Source organism: Hymenobacter sp. BT559 (assembly GCF_017571525.1).
GTDB lineage: Bacteria > Bacteroidota > Bacteroidia > Cytophagales > Hymenobacteraceae > Hymenobacter > Hymenobacter ginsengisoli.
On record NZ_JAGETY010000005.1, the window covers coordinates 247204 to 266565 of the forward strand.

The 19362-nt window shown below is 62.4% G+C and carries 16 protein-coding genes; 7 read left to right on the plus strand and 9 right to left on the minus strand.

What is annotated here, in order from left to right:
- Positions 1 to 80 precede the first annotated feature (80 nt).
- The 6 genes from J4D99_RS09245 to J4D99_RS09270 all read left to right on the plus strand — a co-directional run bounded on the left by J4D99_RS09245 (position 81) and on the right by J4D99_RS09270 (position 6043).
- The gene (locus J4D99_RS09245; RefSeq protein WP_208131407.1) at positions 81 to 2030 is read left to right on the plus strand and encodes a carboxypeptidase-like regulatory domain-containing protein; all 1950 of its coding nucleotides are present in this window, start codon (positions 81 to 83) and stop codon (positions 2028 to 2030) included.
- Positions 2031 to 2073: 43 nt separating this feature from the next.
- Positions 2074 to 3171 (plus strand): endolytic transglycosylase MltG, encoded by a 1098-nt coding sequence (locus J4D99_RS09250; protein ID WP_208131408.1) that lies wholly within the window; start codon positions 2074 to 2076, stop codon positions 3169 to 3171.
- Positions 3172 to 3245: 74 nt separating this feature from the next.
- Positions 3246 to 3695 (plus strand): D-aminoacyl-tRNA deacylase, encoded by a 450-nt coding sequence (gene dtd, locus J4D99_RS09255; RefSeq protein ID WP_208131409.1) that lies wholly within the window; start codon positions 3246 to 3248, stop codon positions 3693 to 3695.
- A gap of 12 nt (positions 3696 to 3707) precedes the next feature.
- Positions 3708 to 4061: a nucleotide pyrophosphohydrolase gene (locus J4D99_RS09260; protein WP_208131410.1), complete on the plus strand. Its 354-nt coding sequence runs from the start codon at positions 3708 to 3710 to the stop codon at positions 4059 to 4061.
- Positions 4058 to 5221 carry an anhydro-N-acetylmuramic acid kinase gene (locus J4D99_RS09265; RefSeq protein ID WP_208131411.1) on the plus strand — a complete coding sequence of 388 codons (1164 nt, stop codon included), beginning with the start codon at positions 4058 to 4060 and terminating at the stop codon, positions 5219 to 5221. Before J4D99_RS09260 ends, J4D99_RS09265 begins: the two co-directional genes overlap by 4 nt.
- 30 nt (positions 5222 to 5251) lie before the next feature.
- The gene (locus J4D99_RS09270; protein ID WP_208131412.1) at positions 5252 to 6043 is read left to right on the plus strand and encodes a DUF2490 domain-containing protein; all 792 of its coding nucleotides are present in this window, start codon (positions 5252 to 5254) and stop codon (positions 6041 to 6043) included.
- Here J4D99_RS09270 and J4D99_RS09275 read toward each other — a convergent pair.
- From J4D99_RS09275 to J4D99_RS09290, 4 genes are all read right to left on the minus strand, one after another.
- Positions 6040 to 6462, minus strand: a complete 423-nt coding sequence (locus J4D99_RS09275; RefSeq protein ID WP_208131413.1) for a hypothetical protein — start codon at positions 6460 to 6462, stop codon at positions 6040 to 6042. The two genes, J4D99_RS09270 and J4D99_RS09275, sit on opposite strands and share 4 nt — an antisense overlap.
- A 174-nt stretch (positions 6463 to 6636) precedes the next feature.
- A complete protein-coding gene (locus J4D99_RS09280; protein WP_208131414.1) occupies positions 6637 to 6954 on the minus strand; it encodes an FtsB family cell division protein in 318 nt (105 codons plus the stop codon).
- Positions 6955 to 7090: 136 nt separating this feature from the next.
- Complete coding sequence (gene eno, locus J4D99_RS09285; protein WP_208131415.1) at positions 7091 to 8362, minus strand: phosphopyruvate hydratase; 1272 nt, start codon at positions 8360 to 8362, stop codon at positions 7091 to 7093.
- Between the two features lie 106 nt (positions 8363 to 8468).
- Positions 8469 to 9530, minus strand: coding sequence for an MJ1255/VC2487 family glycosyltransferase (locus J4D99_RS09290; protein ID WP_208131416.1), 1062 nt, complete (start codon positions 9528 to 9530; stop codon positions 8469 to 8471).
- A gap of 193 nt (positions 9531 to 9723) precedes the next feature.
- Between J4D99_RS09290 and J4D99_RS09295 the strand changes: the two genes are divergently transcribed.
- Positions 9724 to 10680, plus strand: coding sequence for a hypothetical protein (locus tag J4D99_RS09295; protein ID WP_208131417.1), 957 nt, complete (start codon positions 9724 to 9726; stop codon positions 10678 to 10680).
- A gap of 92 nt (positions 10681 to 10772) precedes the next feature.
- On the opposite strand, the gene J4D99_RS09300 is transcribed toward J4D99_RS09295, so the two are convergent.
- The 5 genes from J4D99_RS09300 to J4D99_RS09320 form a co-directional block, all read right to left on the minus strand.
- Positions 10773 to 12074 carry an insulinase family protein gene (locus tag J4D99_RS09300; RefSeq protein WP_208131418.1) on the minus strand — a complete coding sequence of 434 codons (1302 nt, stop codon included), beginning with the start codon at positions 12072 to 12074 and terminating at the stop codon, positions 10773 to 10775.
- A 168-nt stretch (positions 12075 to 12242) separates the two neighbouring features.
- Positions 12243 to 13469, minus strand: a complete 1227-nt coding sequence (gene porV, locus J4D99_RS09305; RefSeq protein WP_208131419.1) for a type IX secretion system outer membrane channel protein PorV — start codon at positions 13467 to 13469, stop codon at positions 12243 to 12245.
- A 118-nt stretch (positions 13470 to 13587) separates the two neighbouring features.
- Positions 13588 to 17694: a type IX secretion system sortase PorU gene (gene porU / locus J4D99_RS09310; protein WP_208131420.1), complete on the minus strand. Its 4107-nt coding sequence runs from the start codon at positions 17692 to 17694 to the stop codon at positions 13588 to 13590.
- Positions 17695 to 17784: 90 nt separating this feature from the next.
- Positions 17785 to 18570: a CDP-alcohol phosphatidyltransferase family protein gene (locus J4D99_RS09315; protein WP_208131421.1), complete on the minus strand. Its 786-nt coding sequence runs from the start codon at positions 18568 to 18570 to the stop codon at positions 17785 to 17787.
- A 127-nt stretch (positions 18571 to 18697) separates the two neighbouring features.
- Entirely contained in the window at positions 18698 to 19342 is a 645-nt protein-coding gene (locus J4D99_RS09320; RefSeq protein WP_208131422.1) for an MBL fold metallo-hydrolase, read from the minus strand.
- Positions 19343 to 19362: the final 20 nt, after the last annotated feature.

Below are 19362 nucleotides of genomic sequence, written 5' to 3' on the forward strand. Positions count from 1 at the left end.
GTAAAAAGAGGTTTCGCTAGGCCTGTCGATGATGATATAGCCTGGCGAAACCTCTTTCTATATTATGTAATCTTGCGTTTATGAAGCTGCTAACGCTGCTGTTATACCTGCTGGCTTTGCCTGCGCTGGCGCAGGAAGGCGTGCTGCGCGGCCGCGTGCTCGATGCCGATACGCACCAGCCCATTCCAAATGCCCAGGTAGGCATCGGGGGCAACCGACTGGGCACCAGTACCAACCTGGAGGGCCGCTTCGCCCTGCGGGTGCCGGCCGCTTACCAGGCCAGCGAGCTTGAAATAGCGCTGCTAGGCTACCGGCCTTACCGCCGCCCGTTGCCGCCGCTCCCGAGTGCTGAATTGCTGATTGAGCTGCGCAGTAGCCCGGCCAGCCTGGGCACGGTTACCGTTACGGCTTCGGCCGAGGGCATAATTCGGGAGGCGGTGGCACGTATTCCGCTCAACTATCCGGTGCGACCTACGCAGCTCACGGGCTTCTACCGCGAGTCGGACGACGAAGCTACCCGGCAGCGCTACGACTACCTTGTGGAGGGCCTGTTGCGGGTGTACAAGCCTGGTTATCAGCAGCCAGATGAGCCGGGCCAGGTGCAGGTATTGCAGTCGCGGCGCGTAGACCTGCGCCCCGCTCAGCCGGGCGCCGCGCTAGCCCCCATCAACTGGGTAGCCGGGGCCTTCGTGCCGCACCGGTTTGATTTTGTGCACACGCGGGCCGAGTTTATCAGCGCCCGGCATTTCAAGAACTACCAGTACCGGCTCAGCCCGCAAACCACGTTTCAGGGGCGGGCCGTGTACGTCATCACCTTCGGGCCGCGGCCGGGCACCGACCGGGCCAATTTTGCGGGCGAGGTATATATCGACGAGCAGAGCTACGCGTTTCTGGGGGCGCGCTGGCACCGCACACCGGCGGGCATCCGGCGCGAGCGCATGCTGGTATTTGATGCCAGCGAACGCGCTTATCGCACCGACTACCAGGTATATGCCGGGCGGTATTACTTGAAAAGCATCTGGTATAATACGCTAGGCAAGCCACTCGCCGGGCAGGTGCGCCACCACCTGGCCGAGTTTGTAACCACGGCCATCGACACGGCCCAGGCGGCGCTGCCTGGCTACCAGGCACGCAGCCAATACACCGACATTTTCCTCGACAACCCCGCGCCCTACGATTCTACTTTCTGGCAGCATTATACCACCGTGCTGCCCCCGCAGGCGCTGCTCGACCAGGCCCGCCAGCACCAGGCCGATACGCTGCTGCGCCGGCCGGCGCCCACTGCTATCCTTGCCGCGCCAGCTCCCAAAAAATGGGGGTTGCTGCGCCACTTGCGCTATACTTACACCGGTGGCCTGCTAGGGGTGCGCGTGCCCGCTACCGACCTGCGCATGGTGCTAGCCCCTGCTGGCTCAACCTTCCGGGCCGATGCCCAGGCCGCTACCGCCGTCCAGGGCCTGGCTATGCAATATGCTTTCGGTGTGCAGCTCGACTTCACGCCCCAACTGGCCGCCTATGCCACCACGCGCCACTTGCTAGGCCAGCTGCGCGGCGACGGCTGGGAGGCTGGCCTCGGCTACGCCCACAACCTCAACCCGTACGGCCGGCCGCTACGCGCCCGTGCCGGGCTGGCCTACCTGCGCCAAAGTGTGGGGCAGGAGCTAGGCACCTTTGCTAACTCCGATGCTGATTTGCGCCTGGCTGGCACCCCGCTGGCTGCCGATGAGCTTACGCTTTCGCTTCAAGTTATTACCGACGCGCTCCAGCCTCGGCTAGGGCTAGGCCTTGAAGTAAGCCACCACTGGGAAGCCGTGGCCGACTTGGGCTACCTGCTGCCGCTGCGCACCCGCAGCCAGCTACTTATCGAGGAAAAAAAAGGCTTTTTCAGCTTCAGTCAGCACGCTGCCGACCTCGACCTGCCGGCCGCAGAAGCCCGCGTATTTGTGGCTGGCCAGCCCGCCACCGAAGCTCCCTGGCAGCTCGGGCGCCTGCTGCTGAGTGTGGGCGTGCTCTATCGGCTGGGGCAATAAAGCTGGCCGGTAGCGTTAATTTTGACGACCGCCTGTTGCCCCCATGACCGAACCGCTGCCCTTCGAGCCTTCTTCGCTGCCTGCCGCACCGCGCCCGCGCCGGGTGGGGCTAGCGGTAGCCGTGGTGGTGCTAGGGCTGCTGACGTTGGGCGCCGGGCTGGTCTGGAATTTTCTGTATCGCCCCAACGTGCCCGCTACCGTCGAGGGCCCGGCGTATCTCTACATTCGGCGCGGAGTGGGGCTGAGTGCCGTGCTCGATTCGCTGCGCCGGCCGGAACTGCTGGCTAGGCCAGGGGATTTTGCCCGGGTGGCCCGCTGGTGGGGCTTTGGCACACCGGCCCACCCGGTGCAGCCCGGCCGCTACACGCTGTCCGCCGGGCTGGGCAACCTGGCGCTGCTGCGCCTGCTCGAAAGCGGCCGGCAGGATACGCTAGCCTTCACCCTCAAACCCTTCCACTACCTGCCACAGCTGCCGCGCCAGGCTGGCCGCCAGCTCAGCCTCGATACGGCGCAGTTGCATAGATTGCTGACTGACAATGCCTATTTAATGCGCCGCTACGGCCTCGATACGGCCACCGTGCGCACGCTCTTTATCCCGGGCACGCTGCGGCTATTCTGGCCCACGCCGGCAGCGGCATTTCTCGACTCGGTGGCTGCCCGGCACCGCCGCTTCTGGAACCCGCGCAGGCTGGCTGAGGCCGACTCCTTAAAGATGAGCCCGGTGCAGGTAGCCGTGCTGGCTAGCATCGTGCAGCGCGAAACGGCCCAGCCCACTGACAAGCCTCTTATCGCGGGCGTGTATCTCAACCGCCTGCGCCGGGGCCAGCCCCTGCAAGCCGACCCCACGCTGCTGTGGCCGCTGCACGGCCTGGGTACCCGCAAGCGCGTGCTTAATGTGGATAAGAAAGTCGATTCGCCCTACAACACCTACCGCCACAAGGGGCTGCCCCCTGGCCCCATCACCACCCCCTACCCGCAGGCGCTCGATGCCGTGCTTCGCCCGGTGCACCACAACTTTGTCTTTTTCTGCGCCCGGCCCGATGGCAGCGGCTTCTCCGATTTCAGCGAAACCTTTGCCCAGCACAAGGCCTTCGCCCGCCGCTTTCAGCACCACTTAGATAGCCTGAAAATCAAGCGATAATCATGCATCGCTAGCCCGCGCTAATGTACAGGAATCAGCAATAATCAGTACCCACTAGCTACCAGATATTTCTAATGCGCCTCGTTATTCAGCGCGTTCGCGAAGCTTCCGTCACTGTCGATAACGTCATCACCGGTCAGATTGGCCCCGGCCTGCTGGTGCTGGCCGGCTGTGCGCCTACCGACGATGAGGCCGCCCTGGCCTGGATGGTGCGCAAGCTGGTGAACCTGCGCATCTTCAACGACGAAAACGGCCAGATGAACCGCAGCGTGCGCGACGTGGGCGGGCAAGTATTGGTAGTCAGTCAGTTTACCTTGCTGGCCGACGCGCGCAAGGGCAACCGCCCTAGCTATAGTGGCGCGGCCGCACCGGCCGTGGCCGAGCCGCTCTACGAGCGCTTTGTGGCCCTGGTGGCGCAGGAACTGGACCAGCCGGTGCCCACTGGCATCTTCGGGGCCGACATGCAGGTGCGCCTGCTCAATGACGGCCCGGTGACTATCGTGCTCGACTCGCCCACTACTTAACTTCTTAACAGCATGACGTTAGAACAAGCCCAGGCCACCGTTGATGAGTGGATAACCACCACCGGTGTGCGCTACTTCAGTGAGTTGACGAATATGGCCATTCTTACGGAGGAAGTAGGGGAGGTGGCTCGGCTCATTGCCCGGCAATACGGCGAGCAGTCGTTTAAGAAGTCGGACGAGGGCCGCGAGCTGGGCGACGAGCTGGCCGATGTGCTATTCGTGCTCATTTGCCTGGCTAACCAGACGGGTACTAACCTCACCGAGGCCCTGGCCCGCAACCTGGCTAAGAAAACCCAGCGCGACGCCACCCGCCACCGCGACAACCCCAAGCTAGCCGGTGGCGAAACGCCAGTGCCCGCGCCATGAACCCCCAGCTAGCGCGCCTGGCGGCTGTGGCCGCGCAGCCCAGCCGCCGCATCATCGGCCTGATGTCGGGCACCTCGCTCGATGGCCTCGACGTGGCGCTGTGTCGCTGCACCGGTCACGGCGCTAGCCTGCACGTGGTGCTCGAACAGTTTGCTACGGTGCCGTATGCGGCTGATTTTCAACAGCGCCTGCGGGCCATCAGTCAGCCTAAAGTGCAGCTCGAAGACGTGGTGATTCTTAACGCGGAAGTGGCCCGCCGCCACGCCGCGATACTCTTGCAGTGCCTGGCCGAGTGGGGGCTAGCCCCGGCCGACGTAGACGTGCTGGCCAGCCACGGCCAAACCATCTGGCACGCGCCGCGCCACCAGCACGGCCGCGCCGACTTTGGACACCACGCCACGCTGCAAATCGGCGATGGCGACCACCTGGCCCGGCTTACGGGCATCCTCACGGTTTCTGATTTTCGGCAGAAGCACGTGGCCGCTGGCTATGAAGGTGCCCCGCTAGCCCCCTTTGCCGACGAGTTGCTGTTTCGGAAGCCGGGCGTTAACCGCCTGCTGCTCAACCTAGGCGGTATTGCCAATTTCACGCTGCTGCCCGCCGATGGCGGTCCCGCCCAAGCTACTGACACTGGCCCGGGCAACACCCTGCTCGACACCGTAGCGCGGCAACACTATCCCGGCCTGGCTTATGACCCCGATGGGCAGTACGCTGCGCAGGGCCGGCCGCACGCGGGCCTGCTGGCGGCGCTGCGCAGCCATCCGTTCTTCACCGAGCCGTTTCCTAAGACTACCGGCCCCGAGCTGTTTTCACCCGCGTATCTGGCCGAAAATCAGCGTCAGACCAATACCAAAAGCCTCTCGGCCCCGGACTTGCTGGCCACCCTAGTCGAGCTGACGGCCAGCATGGTAGCTGAGGCAATGCACTATTATCTGCCCCCGCCAGCCACGGCCGAGGTACTGGTGAGCGGCGGCGGAGCCCACAATGCTACGTTGCTGGCAGCCCTGGCCCGCCACCTGCCCACCAGCCACCTCCGCACTACCGCCGAGGCCGCCGTGCCACCCGATGCCAAAGAGGCAATTCTCTTTGCCGTGCTGGCCAATGAAACGCTGGCTGGCAGCCCGACCCTTAGCCTAGGCAAAATTTCGCTGCCCGGCTAATTGCTTGAAAAAAACGTAGGTGAAGAAACGATGAGTCTATTCCTGCGTTTTGTACTGGTTGCGCTAGTCCTCGTTGCCGCCCCGGCGGCCGCCCAAACCACCCGCCTGCTCGACCACAATACCCTGGCCTGGTTTACCTACAATGGCGACCACCAGGTGGCGGCCAGGTGGGCCGTGCACACTGAGGCTCAGTGGCGCCGGGTGCAGGCCGGAGGGCATCCGCAGCAGCTGTTGCTGCGCCTGGGCGGCGTATATGACCTGGCCAAAGACGTGAAGCTGGGCGGTGGCTACACCTACTTTGTCACCTACCCTTACGGCCAGTACCCCACCGCCGAGCTGGGCCAGCCCACGCCCGAGCACCGGGCGTATGAAGATGTGACTTTCGGGGCTGACTACGGCCGGTTGCACCTAAAGCACCGCCTGCGCCTGGAGCAGCGCTGGCTAGGCCTGCTCGACCCCGCCCGGCCCACCGAAGTGGCTAGCTGGCAATACCAGAACCGCGCCCGCTACCAGCTGGCCGGGCAGATGCCGTTGCAGGGCGCCACGCTCGACGACCACGAGTGGTACGTTACTTTCTTCGATGAGCTATTCATCAGCTTTGGGCCCAATGTGGGGCAGAACGTGTTCAACCAAAACCGCATTTCGGGCGGGCTAGGCTATCAGTTTGCCAAAAACTTTCAGCTAGAGCTCAACTACCTCAACCAGTGGACCCAGCACGACACGCTGGACGAGGCCAGCGGCCGGGCGGTATTCGAGAATAACAATGGCTTTCGGCTCAACGTGGCTTATAGCCTGAATTTTACAAAAGGAAAGAACGACTAGCGCTGCCGCAGCCCGAAGCCCAGTACCGCCCGTGCGGTGGTATCGCGAAACGTGACTTCGAGCAGCACCGGCGGCGGGTGCCGCGCCGAGTCTTGGGCGAAGGCAAAGCGGCAAAACCACTGGCTGGGCCGGCCCCCGCCCAGCCGGGTGCCAATCTGATAAAGCTCGATGGCGGGCCCACGCACCTGGCCCTGCTGCCACAGCGGCCGGGCCGCCGCCTCAAACGCGGGCCGCCGCACGGCGGCCCGCACTTCGGGGGCTAGCCGGCGGTAGGCGGCCGGGTAGTTGGCGTGCAGGATGTCGAGCAGAAAGCGCCGGGCCACTTGTGGTTGGGTAGGCGCCGCAGGCTGCGCGCCTAGCACTAGGGCTAAGCCCAGCAGTATTGCCGCACGGCAGCCTAGCCCTTTGTGAGGTGGCACAACGCAGAATGGTGGCATAGGCATAGGTAAAAGTAGCGCCGCCAGCTGCCCTAGGCGGCTAGGGTAGTAGTGCTGAAAGTGAAAACCCGCTCGGCGCTCCCAACGCAAAACGCCCGCTACTTGCTGAGTAGCGGGCGTTTTTTATGACAGTGACAGGAGCTAGCCAGCGTCAGGCTAATTATCAGTCTCTTTCGGCACCAGCACAAATACGTCCTCGCCGGGGCGCTTCATGAGGTACTTCTCGCGGGCAAACTTTTCGAGCAGGGCAGGCGAGCTAAGTAGCTCGGCGCGTTCCTTTTTCACGCTCTCGATGTTGGCTTCGTAATACTCTTTTTCGGCCCGCAGCTCGCGCCACTTGTGGTACATGTCGTACTGCTTGCCGAGGTCGTTGGAGTCGAACACGGCCATCCACACCACAAAGCCCACGGCCGAGAGGAAGTAGAAGCTGCGCAGCACACGCAGCACGGGGCTGAGAAAGGGAGGAAGCTGCATCGAAAAGTAGTTATCGAATACAAAAGAACGTCATGCTGAGCAAAATGAAGCATCTCTGCCGGTAGGTGGCCCTAGCGGCGCGGGAGAGATGCTTCGCTAGGCTCAGCATGACGCTCGGTTTCTAGCTCAACAAGAACTACATTTTGCGGCCGGGGAAGTAGGCGGTTTCGCCCAGCTCTTCCTCGATGCGGAGCAGCTGGTTGTACTTGGCCATGCGGTCGGAGCGCGAAGCCGAGCCAGTCTTAATCTGGCCGGTGTTCAGGGCCACGGCCAGGTCGGCAATGGTCGAGTCTTCGGTTTCGCCCGAGCGGTGGCTCATGATGGACTTGTAGCCGTTGCGGCGGCCTAGGTTCACGGCGTCGATGGTCTCGGTGAGGGTGCCGATTTGGTTTACCTTGATGAGGATGGCGTTGGCAATGTGCTCATCAATGCCGCGCTGCAGGCGCTCCACGTTGGTCACGAACAAGTCGTCGCCCACGAGCTGGATTTTCTTGCCCACCTGGTCGGTGATGCTCTTCCAGCCCGCCCAGTCGTCCTCGGCCAGGCCGTCTTCGATGCTGATGATGGGATATTTCTTGGTCCAGTCAACCCAGTAGCTCACCATTTGCTCGGGCGTCAGCTTGTCGCCGGTGCTCTTCTTGAAGTGGTAGTGGCCATCTTCGAAGAACTCCGAAGCAGCGGGGTCGAGGGCAATCATCACCTGCTCGCCGGGCTTATAGCCGGCCTGCTCGATGGCTTGCAGCACAATCTGGATAGCCTCCTCGTTGCTCTGAATATCGGGGGCAAAGCCGCCTTCGTCGCCTACGTTGGTGCTGTAGCCCTTCTTCTTCAGCACGCTCTTGAGGGTGTGGAAGATGTCGGTGCCCCAGCGCAGCGCCTCGCTAAACGAGCTAGCGCCTACCGGCATTACCATGAATTCCTGAAAGTCAATCTTGTTGTCGGCGTGCGAGCCGCCGTTCAGGATGTTCATCATCGGCACGGGCAGGGTGGTAGCGCCCACGCCGCCCACGTAGCGGTACAGCGGCTGGCCCAGCTCTTGCGCCGCCGCGCGAGCGGCGGCCAGGCTCACGCCCAGGATGGCGTTGGCGCCCAGGTTGCCCTTGTTGGCGGTGCCGTCGAGCTCGCGCATGATTTTGTCAATCAGCGACTGCTCGTATACCGAGAAGCCTACCAGCTCTTCGGCAATCTTGGTGTTCACGTTTTCGACGGCTTTCAGCACGCCTTTGCCCTGGTACATGGCCTTGTCGCCATCGCGCAGCTCTACGGCTTCGTGCACGCCGGTGCTAGCGCCCGAGGGCACGGCGGCGCGGCCTACGGTGCCCGAGTCGGTGGTTACGTCAACTTCTACGGTCGGATTGCCGCGCGAATCAAAAATCTGGCGGGCATGAATGGCTGCGATGTAGCTCATGTCTTTTGAAAGAAAGATAGGAAGTGCAAATGTAGGCCGCTAGGGTAAAGAACGGCACACATTTTCGTGGGGCTTCGCAAACGTTGCCGGAGCAGCGGCGCAAACGTTACACCTCGGCCAGCAGCTCGGCTAGCCTCCCAAACAGCACCTCATTGCCCGCTTGCCGGTAGCCAGCCAGCGCCGCCTCAAACTGCGGCAGCCCGGCCAGAAAGGTCTGCACATTTTCCGGCGTGATAGCTTCGAAGCGGCGGCCATAGCCCAGCTTTTCTATTTCAGCCGCATTGAGCCACTGCTCAAACTGGGCCGGAATGGGCACCGCACACACCGGCTTGTGCAGGTACACGGCCTCCGAAATCAGCGAGAAACCGCCATTCGTGAGCACTGCGCGGCTAGCTGCCAGCTCGGCAATAAAGCCCGCCTCGGAGAAGGGCCGCAGCAGTACGTTGCCGTGATTTTCGTCTTTGTTGAAGCCGTACACCCGAAATTCCTGCTCGGGCATTTGCTGCAAAATCTCGACCAGGTCCGTTTGGTTGGTAGCCGTTTGGTACACCAGGATGTAGTCGCCGGTGGTGGGGCTAGCTGCCTGTATCTCGGGCCGGATAATGCTGGGCACCAGCGTAGTGCGCTCGGCATAGCGCGGGCGTATCGGCAGCTCAAAAAAGGTAGTAATAAGATAATGCCGGGCGCGGGGCAGCTTGACCCGCACCAGGTAGCGCGCCACGTCGTAGTTCTCGCGCTCGGCGCGGGGCACAGCCACATCGAGGCGGGCGCGGCTGATAATCTGCATGTTGTCAATGCTGATAACTGGCACTCGCAGCAGCTTGGCAAAAAAGTAGCTGAACGACTCGAAGTCGGAAATCACCACCTCGGGCCGGAAGCCGTGCAGCAGCTGCCGGTACTGCCGAAAGTTGGTTTGCAGCGCCTCAGGCGCCGTGCGCAACGTCAGGCCTAGCGTACGCGACTTCGATACGGTCAGCTTTTTATAAGCCAGGTGAAAGCCCTTGATTTCGAGCACCCGGCCCGGAAACGTCTTGTCGAGCAGGGTGAAAGCGCGCGAGCTGCTCACCACGCGCACGTCGTGGCCTTGCTCCAGGAGCCAGGCAATAATGACTTTGCTGCGCGTGGCATGGCCGAGGCCTTCGCCGGGCACGCCGTAGAGAATGGTCATAAGGAGCTAGCCAGAAAGGCGAATGTGTCGGGTAAAAGTAAGCCGGCGCGAGCGGGATAGGTCGATAAAAGCGGCGTGTTGAGCGACGGAGACAATGCGAGGAGCTAGCCTCCGTTGCTTATGCAGCAGATGAAGCTGAGTTGGCCCGGTTTTAGTTTTGCGCTGGCCTACGGGCTTCTTTTTGCTTCTTTCTATGCTGAACTTTCCAACTTCTTTGCGGCGCTTGCGCTTCCTGGCTGGCCGTGGGGCAGCCCTCTTGCTGCTGGCTGCCACGGCCTGCACCGCGCCGCGCGGCATCACTACCTCGGGCAAGGTGACACCCCAGGGCGAGTTTCGCCTGGCCTACAACCAAGGCTTCAATGTGGGCTCGGCGCCGCTGAGCAAGGCCGGCACAGCTGTGCGCGATGCGGCTAGCCAGCTCGGTAACCGTGCCGCCAGTGGCGACACCGTGCGCTATTCGGGCTCGGTGAGCAGCCTGCAAACGGCGGCGCTAGCGTATTTGCTCGACCCAGTGCAAACGACCGCCGACTTCAGCATTCGCTACGGCGTCATTCCGCGCCTCGATGTGGGCTATAAGTTCGCGTTCGGCTCGCACGTGTTTGACACGCAGTACCAGCTGCTAGGCCCCACCGGCTCGGTCGAGAACCCCGAGCGCGGCGCGGCCAGCGGCACCACCTACGCCAGCATCGGGCTGCAATACGCCATTCAGCGGGCCTCGATACCCAGCCTGCCGTTTCTGTCTGATGTCAATAACCTGCTGGGGCTCTCGGCCTCGCGCCACGACATTCTGATTCCGCTCACGGTCAGCCAGTCGTTTGGGCCCGAGGAAAGCATCGGGGCCATCAGCTACGGCGCGGTGTATGCGCACTCGTGGGTGAGCTACGGCTTCCAGCCCAACAACCTCTACAACCGCGCCGGTACTGGCCGGCTGCCTACACTCGAAAACCAGAGCCGCAATTTTTCCTCCTACGGCCTGTTTCTCAACCTCAAGCTGGGCTACAAATACGTGTACGTAGTGCCCGCCATAAGCCTCTACTACCAGAACTACGGCGACTACACCCTGCTCGACGGCAGCACGGCCTCGCTGAGCGGCGTCACATTTATTCCGTCGCTAGGGGTGCAGTTCCGCATTCCCAACCTGTCGCGCTAGGGTCTGGTGCGGTTCCCGGCATAAAAGAGCCCCTAGCTACCTGGTAGCTAGGGGCTCTTTCGAGTTAACAGTAGTAGCTAGCCTGCCAGTGGCTAGGCCGGCTCGGGCACGGTGCCGCCTGCCACTACCGTCAGCATATCGGCCGGGCTGAGGTAGGTGCGGGCCAGGGCTTGCAGCTCTTCGGCGGTGGCGGCCTGGGTGCGGCGCACCAGTTCGGCGTAGTAGTCGGGGCGCAGGCCTTGCAGCACCACGTAGCGGTAGCGGTCGGCCTGCTCAAATACGGTGGCCGTTTCGCCCAGCAGCTTGCCCAGGGTGTAGTTTTTTACGGTTTCGAGCTCGTCGTCGCCCAGCGGCTCATTTTGCAGGCGGGTCAGCTCGTAAGCAATTTCCTGGCGGGTGGCATCGGCCTGCTCGCCGTTTACGTCAGTGCCGATAACTAGGGAGGCCGCCTGCTCACGGGCCACTACGCTGGCATGGATGCCATAGGTGAAACCCTTGTCTTCCCGAATGTTACGCATCAGGCGCGAGCCGAAATAGCCCCCTAGCACCTTCACCAGCAGCAGCAGCTCGGGCGTCTGGGCCTCGGTGAGCGCGGGCCAGCGGCGCCCCACGCGCAACGAGGCCTGAATGCTGCCCTCTACCCGCACCGTAACCAGGCTGGCCGCTGCGGCCGGGGCCTGGGCGGCCACGAGCCCGCCAGCTTCGGCCAAGGGGCTAGCGGCCGGTTGCCACTGCCCCAGGCCGCTGGCTACGGCATCGGCTACCGCTGCTACGTCGCCGCTCAGAAAAATTTCGGCCCCGGCCGGCGCGTAAGCGGCGGCGTGAAAGGCCCGCAGCTCGGCCGCGGTGAGTTGGCTAAAGGAGTTTTCGTCGAAAGGCCGGCCGTAGGCCGAATCTTCGCCAAACAGCTGGCGGTTCAGCTCTTCGCTAGCCCGGTAGCTAGTTTTCTGGCGCTCGACGCGCATATTCTGGCCAATGCGCTGCTGGGTTTGGCGCAGCTCTTCTTCCGGAAAGCTGGGGGCCGCCAGCACCTCCTGCACCAGCGGCAGCAAGGTGGGCAGGTGGCGGGCCAGGCAGTAGAGCGTGAGCGTGGCGCGGTCGGGGCCGGCCTCGCAGTCGAGCGAGGCGCCATAAAAGGCCACCATATCGGCTATCTCGCGGGCCGAGCGGGTGGCAGTGCCCTCGGTGAGCATGCGAGCGGCTAGCTGCGCCAGGCCGGGCTGGGGCTCCTGGCGCTTGCCAGCGGGCAGCACCACTTGCAGGCGCAGCACGGGCTGGGCATCGTGGGCCAGCAGGTGCAGGCGGGCGCCGTTGGGCAGGTGCTGCACCGTGGGCATGGGCAGCACGAGCTGGGTGAGCGGAAATGTAGGCGGAGGCTGAAGGCGGTTGAGCACGGAGAGTAGGGAAGAGGTAGCGGCTGGTAGCTAGTAAAATATAAAGAACGTCATGCTGAGCTTGCGAAGCCTCTCGTTCGCATCGTTAGAGGGGATACCCCTAGCGGTGCGAGCGAGAGGCTCCTCTTCGCTCAGCATGACGTTCAATAAACGCGGCTGACGGCAGTTTTAATTCGGCAGCGTGCCCTGAGTGCCGCCGGCGCCCTTCTCGTCGAAGGCATCGGCCAGCTTGTTCAGGTTGAAGTGCAAGGATACCCGGATGGTATTGGCAACGGGGTTGGCCTGCGAATTGGGCACTAGGTATGTGCCATCAATACCGAATACCGACAGGCGTGCGCCCAGGCCAAAGCTCAGGTACTGGCGGTCACCAGTATGCGGGTTTTCGTAGAAATAGCCCACGCGGGCTGCGATGGTGTTGTTGTACCAGTATTCGAGGCCGGTGTGCAGGTTAATTTGCTGCAGCTCGCCCTTGAAGCCGCCCGGCGCATCGTGGAAGGAGCTGAAGATGCCCGAAACGATACCCTGCTGCTGGCGCTCGATGTTAGTTTGCTTTACCCGGTTTACCTGGGTAATATCTTGGTTGTTGTAGGGGTCTTCGTAGTACGGCGATGGTACCAGGAGCTTGGTAGCGTCAAATGCCAACGTGATTTTATTGTAGGGGTCTATTTCGCGGGTAAGGGCCGTGCCCAGGCGCAGCTGCGTGGGCAAAAAGCTGGCATTCTGCGGGTCGGCATATACCATCTTATTGCCCAGGTTCGTAACGGCGGCGCCAAAAGCCAGGTTATACACCCCCGTACCGATGGTGGCATCCTTGCTGTAATAAACCCCCAGGTCGGCGGCAAACGAATTGCCAGCCTGCGCGTCGTTGCCCGGCGTATTGCCCACAAGGTTTGAGCGCACGTAGCGAGCCGAGATGCCCAGGCCAAAGTTTTCGCCCAGCTTCTGGCCATACGACATCGTAAAGGCGTACTCCTTTGGGTTGAACGTGCCGGTAGGCAGGTTGCTGCCATCGCGGTAGTCAATCTGCCCCAGGCTGAAGTACATGAGCGAAGCCGCAATGGCCCCGCGCTCGCCCACCTTGCCGTAGCCCGAGAGGTAGCTCAGGCTCATGTCGTCGGTAATCTGACGCAGCCAGGGGGAGTAGGAGGGCGACACCGCATACTTATAATTTACAAAGCCCAGCTTGCCGGGGTTGTAGAAGGCGGCGTTGGCATCGGGTGAGGTGGCCACCCCGGCATCGCCGAGTGCTGCGCCCCGGGCATCGGGGCTGAGCATCAGAATGGGGACCGCGGTAGTAGTGGTGTGCGTTTGGGCGTTGGCTACCTGGGCTAGCGCGGCCGGCGCGGCCAGTGCTAGCAGTGCCGACGTTACGCCTAGCGTACGAAAAAAGGGCATAAGGTTTGGTAAAAGACTAGTTATAAGAGAATTGGTGCCCAGGAAAGGGTTGCAAAATACAGAAAAAAGAATGGGCCGACGGACAAATAAACCGCATGCAAAACCAACGGCGCGCGGCTTAGTTCAGCAAAACTAGTTTCTCAAACTTAGTAGCGGCCTGGCCGTCGGGGGTGCGCACGCTTACGCGGTACACATACACGCCCCGGGCCAGCTGGTCGTTGTAGTCGTCGCGGCCGTTCCAGGTCAGCGAGGCATCTTGCAATGTGCTGGGTACGTGGCTGGTGCTGGCCGCAATAGTGGTGCGTAAGGTCTTGACCAGGCGGCCCGCCACCGTAAATATCTGCACCTGCACGTCGAGCTCCGAGCCCGGCCGCGACTGGTCAAAATGAAACGTGGTGATGTTGCTGAACGGGTTCGGGTAGTTCAGCACGTGGTCGAGGGCTAGCTGAGCCGATTGCTCCGCAATAAAGTCAATCGTTCCTTCTGCCGAATTATTGTAGGTATCCCAGGCTTTTAAGCGAATTGTGTGCGGGCCGGGGGCCAGGTCTTTGTACAGGTAGCGCACCCGCCCCGACATAAAATTGTCAACATCAGCAGCATAAGAGTCATTTACGGTCACAACTTTATTCGGGTCATTGTCGAGCGTGGCGGTAATATCATGCCCAATGCCGGCACTCGAGGTATTGATGCCCGACTTGTCGGTGAGGTGGGCGATAAGCAGCGGGCTCAGCCCCGTGACACCACCCGAGACAAACGTTTCGTCGGTCATAAAAAGCTGCACCACCGGCGGGGTGGTGTCGCCGGGGGCCGTGCGCGAGGCCCCGCCCACCAGGGCCGGCTGGTAGCCCTGGGCATCGACCTGGTGGCCCATATCCTGGGCGTAGAGGCTTATCTTGCCCTGGCCCACATTGTAGGCAATATCCTTGGGCACCACAAACCTGACTGAGAAGCGGCCGCCCGTAACGGTGGCCTGCCCGCCATAAATCACGTTCTCCTGCGTCTCGACCGGCACCTTTGCCGAGCCCTGGTCGCCGAGTGTGGTCACGGTTACGGGCTTGTCGAAAATTGTAATGTCGGCCGTGCCGCCGAAAGCAGCGTTCAGCACTCCGGCATTTTCGATATGGCCGCTCAGGCGCACCTGCGCCAGGGCCTGTAGGGTATCGGCTGTGGCAAAGGTATGGGCTTTCTTGAGGTCTACCTTTATCGAATCGAGCACCACGCGCTGGCTAGGGTAGGCCAGGCGGGTGGTGGGGTCGGCCAGCAGCGTGTAGTTGCGGTTGTTGAGGTCGCCGCTGGGCGACTGGTTTTTGGCCGTACCGGCGGCAAAGCCCAGGTAGGGGAGGGTGCCGGCAGCATTGCGGGCTAGCGCCTGGGTATAAAAATTGTTGACTACCTGCGTGTTGAAGTTGGAATAGACGACCCGGGTAGTCGTAAACAGCCCGACCGCCCCGCCGGTGGCATTGTCGGTAAGCACCTGCTCGCCGGCCGAAGTCAGGTCGGGGTTGTCGTAGGTGCTCAGGTCGCAGGTGCCGGTTACGAAGAAGGTGAGCCGGTTCTGGTTGTGCAGCGCCAGCAGCGAGGCGCGGGTAATAAGCTGCTCATCGGCCAGGTAGTTGGGGCTGCCGTGCCCCGTGTAGCCCACCAGCAGCGAGCCCTGCTCGATGGCCTCATCGATGGCGGCTACGGCGGCCGGCGACCGCTGCCCCGCCGCTACACTTATCTGCGGGAAGAGGTCGAGGTAGTCCTTCTGCAGGTTGTAGGCCGGCTCGGCCCGCTTGATAGTGGCGGCGAAAATCGTTTCCGACTCGGTAACGAACTCGTTGGTTTTCTCGGCATCGGTGTCGTCGGCGGTGAGCATGATGCGGTTGCGCCACTTGCCAAAGCTGGCCGGCGAGTCGTAGGCAATGAGCTTATCAACTACCTGCCGAGCCTGGCTATCGTCGGTGCGCTGGCCCACCACCGTGCGCACCGGCAGGCGCCCGATGCCGATGTCGGTAGCCTCAAACGTAGAATTGTACGTTTCGAGCCATTCGCCTTCGCTGTCGTCGAGCAGCCCGTAGTAATCTTCTGACGAATAGCTGCTTTCGCCCTCTAGGTTGCTGCGCCCACTGTACTGCTGCACTGGCAAAAACGACTCGCGCGACTCATAGGTCGGCACGAAGTTCTGGTTGGCCGCGTCGGGGTTGTTACTGGTGGTGAAGGGTCGGCGGCTAGCCCACCACGCGGGCTCCTGGGCCCCGTCGTTGTAGGGCGAAGCCTTGTAGTCGTACGAGGCATCGCCAAAGAGCAGCAGGTAGTTGCGGCGGCTAGTGGGGTCGGGGTTGCGGTCATACACCTGCTTCATCAGGTCGCGGATGGCGGTGACATCCTGCGCGCCCGAGCTGTACTCGTTGTACACCTCCTTGGTCGTCACCACGGCCACCTGCAGGTTGTTGTAGTCGCGGCGGTGCTGGGCCAGGCGCTCGGCCTGCGCCCGGAAGGGCGGGTAGGTCACAATCACCAAATCCAACTTACCGTCTTTGTTGAGCGCGTGCAGGTTCTGATTAGCTACCCGGCCAAAAAGCCGGGGCGCCTCGAAGGTGCCGCCCGGCTGCACGGCCACAAACTCGCGCACCGAGTCGGTGTAGGCCAGGAAGTTGCCGCTGGCGTCGAGCGCCTGGCCTAGCGGGCGGCGCGGGTTCGTCACGTCCCAGACCTGTGCCCCGCTGGCATTAGCCAGGGTGAAGGTGCCCACGGTGCCCGCGCCGCGCTGGTAGTTCAAGGAATTAAACTCTAGGTAAGCCCCGCTGAGGCGCAGCTGACGCTTCACGACCAGCTCCAGGTAGTCGAGGTAGCCGGTGCCGCTAGGGTCGATGGAAGAGAATGCCACCGTCACCTTTGGGTCGGCAAGGCCAGCCGGGGTAAGCGTGGTGAAGGTGCGAAAATCATTGACCGCTACGCTATTGAACGAGCCCGCGGGTAGCCCCGGCAGCGACTGGCTGCCTAGCTGCGTGCCGCCCAGCGAGGTAGTAAAGGTGCTGCCTTGCAAAGCCGTGCTGGCCACCGCTACGGTCAGGCGCAGGGTGTCGCCGGCCACGAGGTCGGCCAGGGGCGGGTAGCCATCGGCGCTGAACGTAAAGTCGCGCGTGGGATTGGTACTGTTGGTAAAGGACTCGCCCAGCCAGCGCCGGCCCGAGCGCAGCACATTCACGAGGTCGTGCTCGTAGAAGCGCCGGTCCAGAAACGTAGTAATGGCCGCGCCGGTGGGCGTTCCGCTAGGGCCCGCCGCCGTGGCAATGCGCCGCCCGGTGGTGCTGCCCACCCGCACAAAGTAGTAGGCCGTGTCGGAATAAATGTTGTTGATGTGCTTCCAGCGGCCACCCTCGCCCAGCAGTCCATACAGGCCCGGCTGCCCTAGCGTGGCCGCCCGCGCCGGCTGGCTGGGGCGCCAGGTGTGCGGCCCCTTCGCATAAAACAGGAAGTACTCGTTGGCATCGAAGGTAGCGTCGTTGTTGCCGACGAAGAGGATGTTGTTCTCCACCAGGTCGTCGGGGCGTGGCGCCGCGTTGGCTTGGGGCAGCAAGCCAGTCGCGTTGCCGTAGAGCTGCACACGGTGCGGGTCGAGGCTAGCCACGGGCAGGCCGAGGTTTTTAAGCGCCGTCTGGTCGAGCTTGTAGACACCGCTTCGCGGCACCCCGATTTTAAACCAGTCGCCGCTGCTCAGCACCGACGTATCGAGGTGATTGCGGGCGGTGGTGCGGGCCGTAGCAGCCGGGCTAGCTGCCGTTTGATAAGCATAGCTGAACGACAGCAGCCGCTCGGCCTGGCCGGTCTGCGGGTTGCGGCGCACCGGCTGAATGAGCACATAGGAGTAGGCCCGGCGTGCCTCGGTGCCGGTGCGCAGCTGCACAACTGGCGTGGCCGGTAAGGGCGTAGTACCGAGCAGCTTCGCGTCGGCCGCCGGAAACGGCTCATACGCGGCATCGCGTAGCTCGCCGCTGGCCACGGTGCCGACTAGCCGCAGGGTATAAGTGCCGATAGGCTGATTTATGCCGTGGTAGGCCCCCAGGAAGCTGGGCACGCGGCGTGGCTCCGCGTCGAGGCCGGCGGCGGGGTTGCGCAGGCTGGCGTAGGTGGTCCAGCTCAAAGTCACGGACACCGTTTGCGCGCTGCTGCTCTGGGCGCGGGCGGGCAGCACGAGGCTAGCCAGCACCCCCAGCAACAGCATCGAGAAAAGGTTTCGCATAAGTACAACCTGCTTAGGCCCGCGGGCGCTCTTCAAAAATACGCCGCCGGGCGCGCATTCCTGCACTGGCAACCTGCACGGTGGCCCAGCTTATTGCGGCGCTGTGGGGCTAGCCTCCAGACCGTCGCGGCTGCGCACCCGGCCCGGCACCGACATGAGCACGTAAATCAGCACCGCCAGCGGAATGCCCGCTGCTCGCAGTGTACTTACCAGCACCAGCGCCAGGGCCACAAAAACAAACCGCCGCCGATTGCCCAGCCACTTCAGGTTCTTGAATTTCAGGGCAAAAAGTGGTAGCTCGGCCACCAGCAGGCCGGAGAGGAGGACGGAGAGGCCTAGCAGCAGCCAGGGGTTGAGAATGATATTCTGCACCTCAAATTGGTCGTTTGCTAGAATCAGGGGCAGCGAGGCCACTACTAGAGTACAGGCTGGTGTAGGAAGGCCGATGAACGAGGTGGTTTGACGAGTATCGTTGTTGAACTTAGCTAAACGCAGGGCCGAAAAGATGGTAATAATAAATCCACAGAATGGCAGTACAGAAGTGCCCGCGATGTGGTCCGGCGATAGCAAAGGGGAAGCTGTATTGAATAATTGACCAAGAAGTTGGCCGACAAAGCTCTGGCCCATTAATTCAAACATAATTGCTCCTGGCACCACCCCAAACGATACCATATCGGCCAGCGAATCCAAGTCCTTACCGATGGGCGACGACACGCGCAGCGCCCGCGCCAGCAGCCCGTCGAAGAAGTCGGCCACGGCGGCAATGCCCACCAGGTAGGCGCCGATTACCAGCTCGCCCCGGAAGATGAACGTGAGCGCCAGGCACCCGCATAGCAGGTTGAGGCAGGTAACGGCGTTGGGAATATGTCTTTTCAAAATACGGGCATCCTGAGCACAGCGAAGGACCTTCTCACGCCCGCGCTGCTGGGGTTACTACCTGCTGACAAAAGCCGCCGTGATAAGATGCTTCCTTCGTCAGCATGACAAGAGGGTAGATAAAGATTTACGTCAAAAATGGGTTGCTGCGCCGCTCGGCGCCGACGGTGGTAGCCGGGCCGTGGCCAGGATACACCACCGTTTCATCGGGCAGCGTCAAGAGTTCATTTTTAATGCTTTGAATGAGCGTGTTATAATTGCCCCCAGGCAGGTCGGTGCGCCCGATGCTGCCTTTGAACAGCACGTCGCCGCCCACGAGCTGGCTGCCCGCCGCGTCGTAGAGCACCACGTGGCCGGGCGCGTGGCCCGGCGCAAAACGCACATGCAGCTCGCTCTCGCCCAGCTTGATAACCTGGCCGGCGGCCAGCTCGCCGGTGGGCTCCGCATGGGTATACGCCGGGAAGCCATACGGACCGGCGTAGGTGGGCACGGCGCGCAGCGTGGGCAGGTCGAGGGCGTGTAGCAGGAACGGAATGCTAGGGTACTGCTTCAGCACGAAGGCATTGCCGAGTACGTGGTCGATGTGGGCGTGGGTGTTAAGCAAATACTGCACATCCAGCTTTTCCTGCTCGATGTAGGCGCGCAGGGTTTGCTGCTCGGCCGGCGAGTAGGCGCCCGGGTCCACGATGGCCGTGGCGCGGGTGGCCTCGTCGATGAGCAGGTAAGTGTTTTCGCTGAACGCGTTGAAGGTGAAGGCGACAATCCGAAGCATAGCGGCAAAGGTATTAGCCC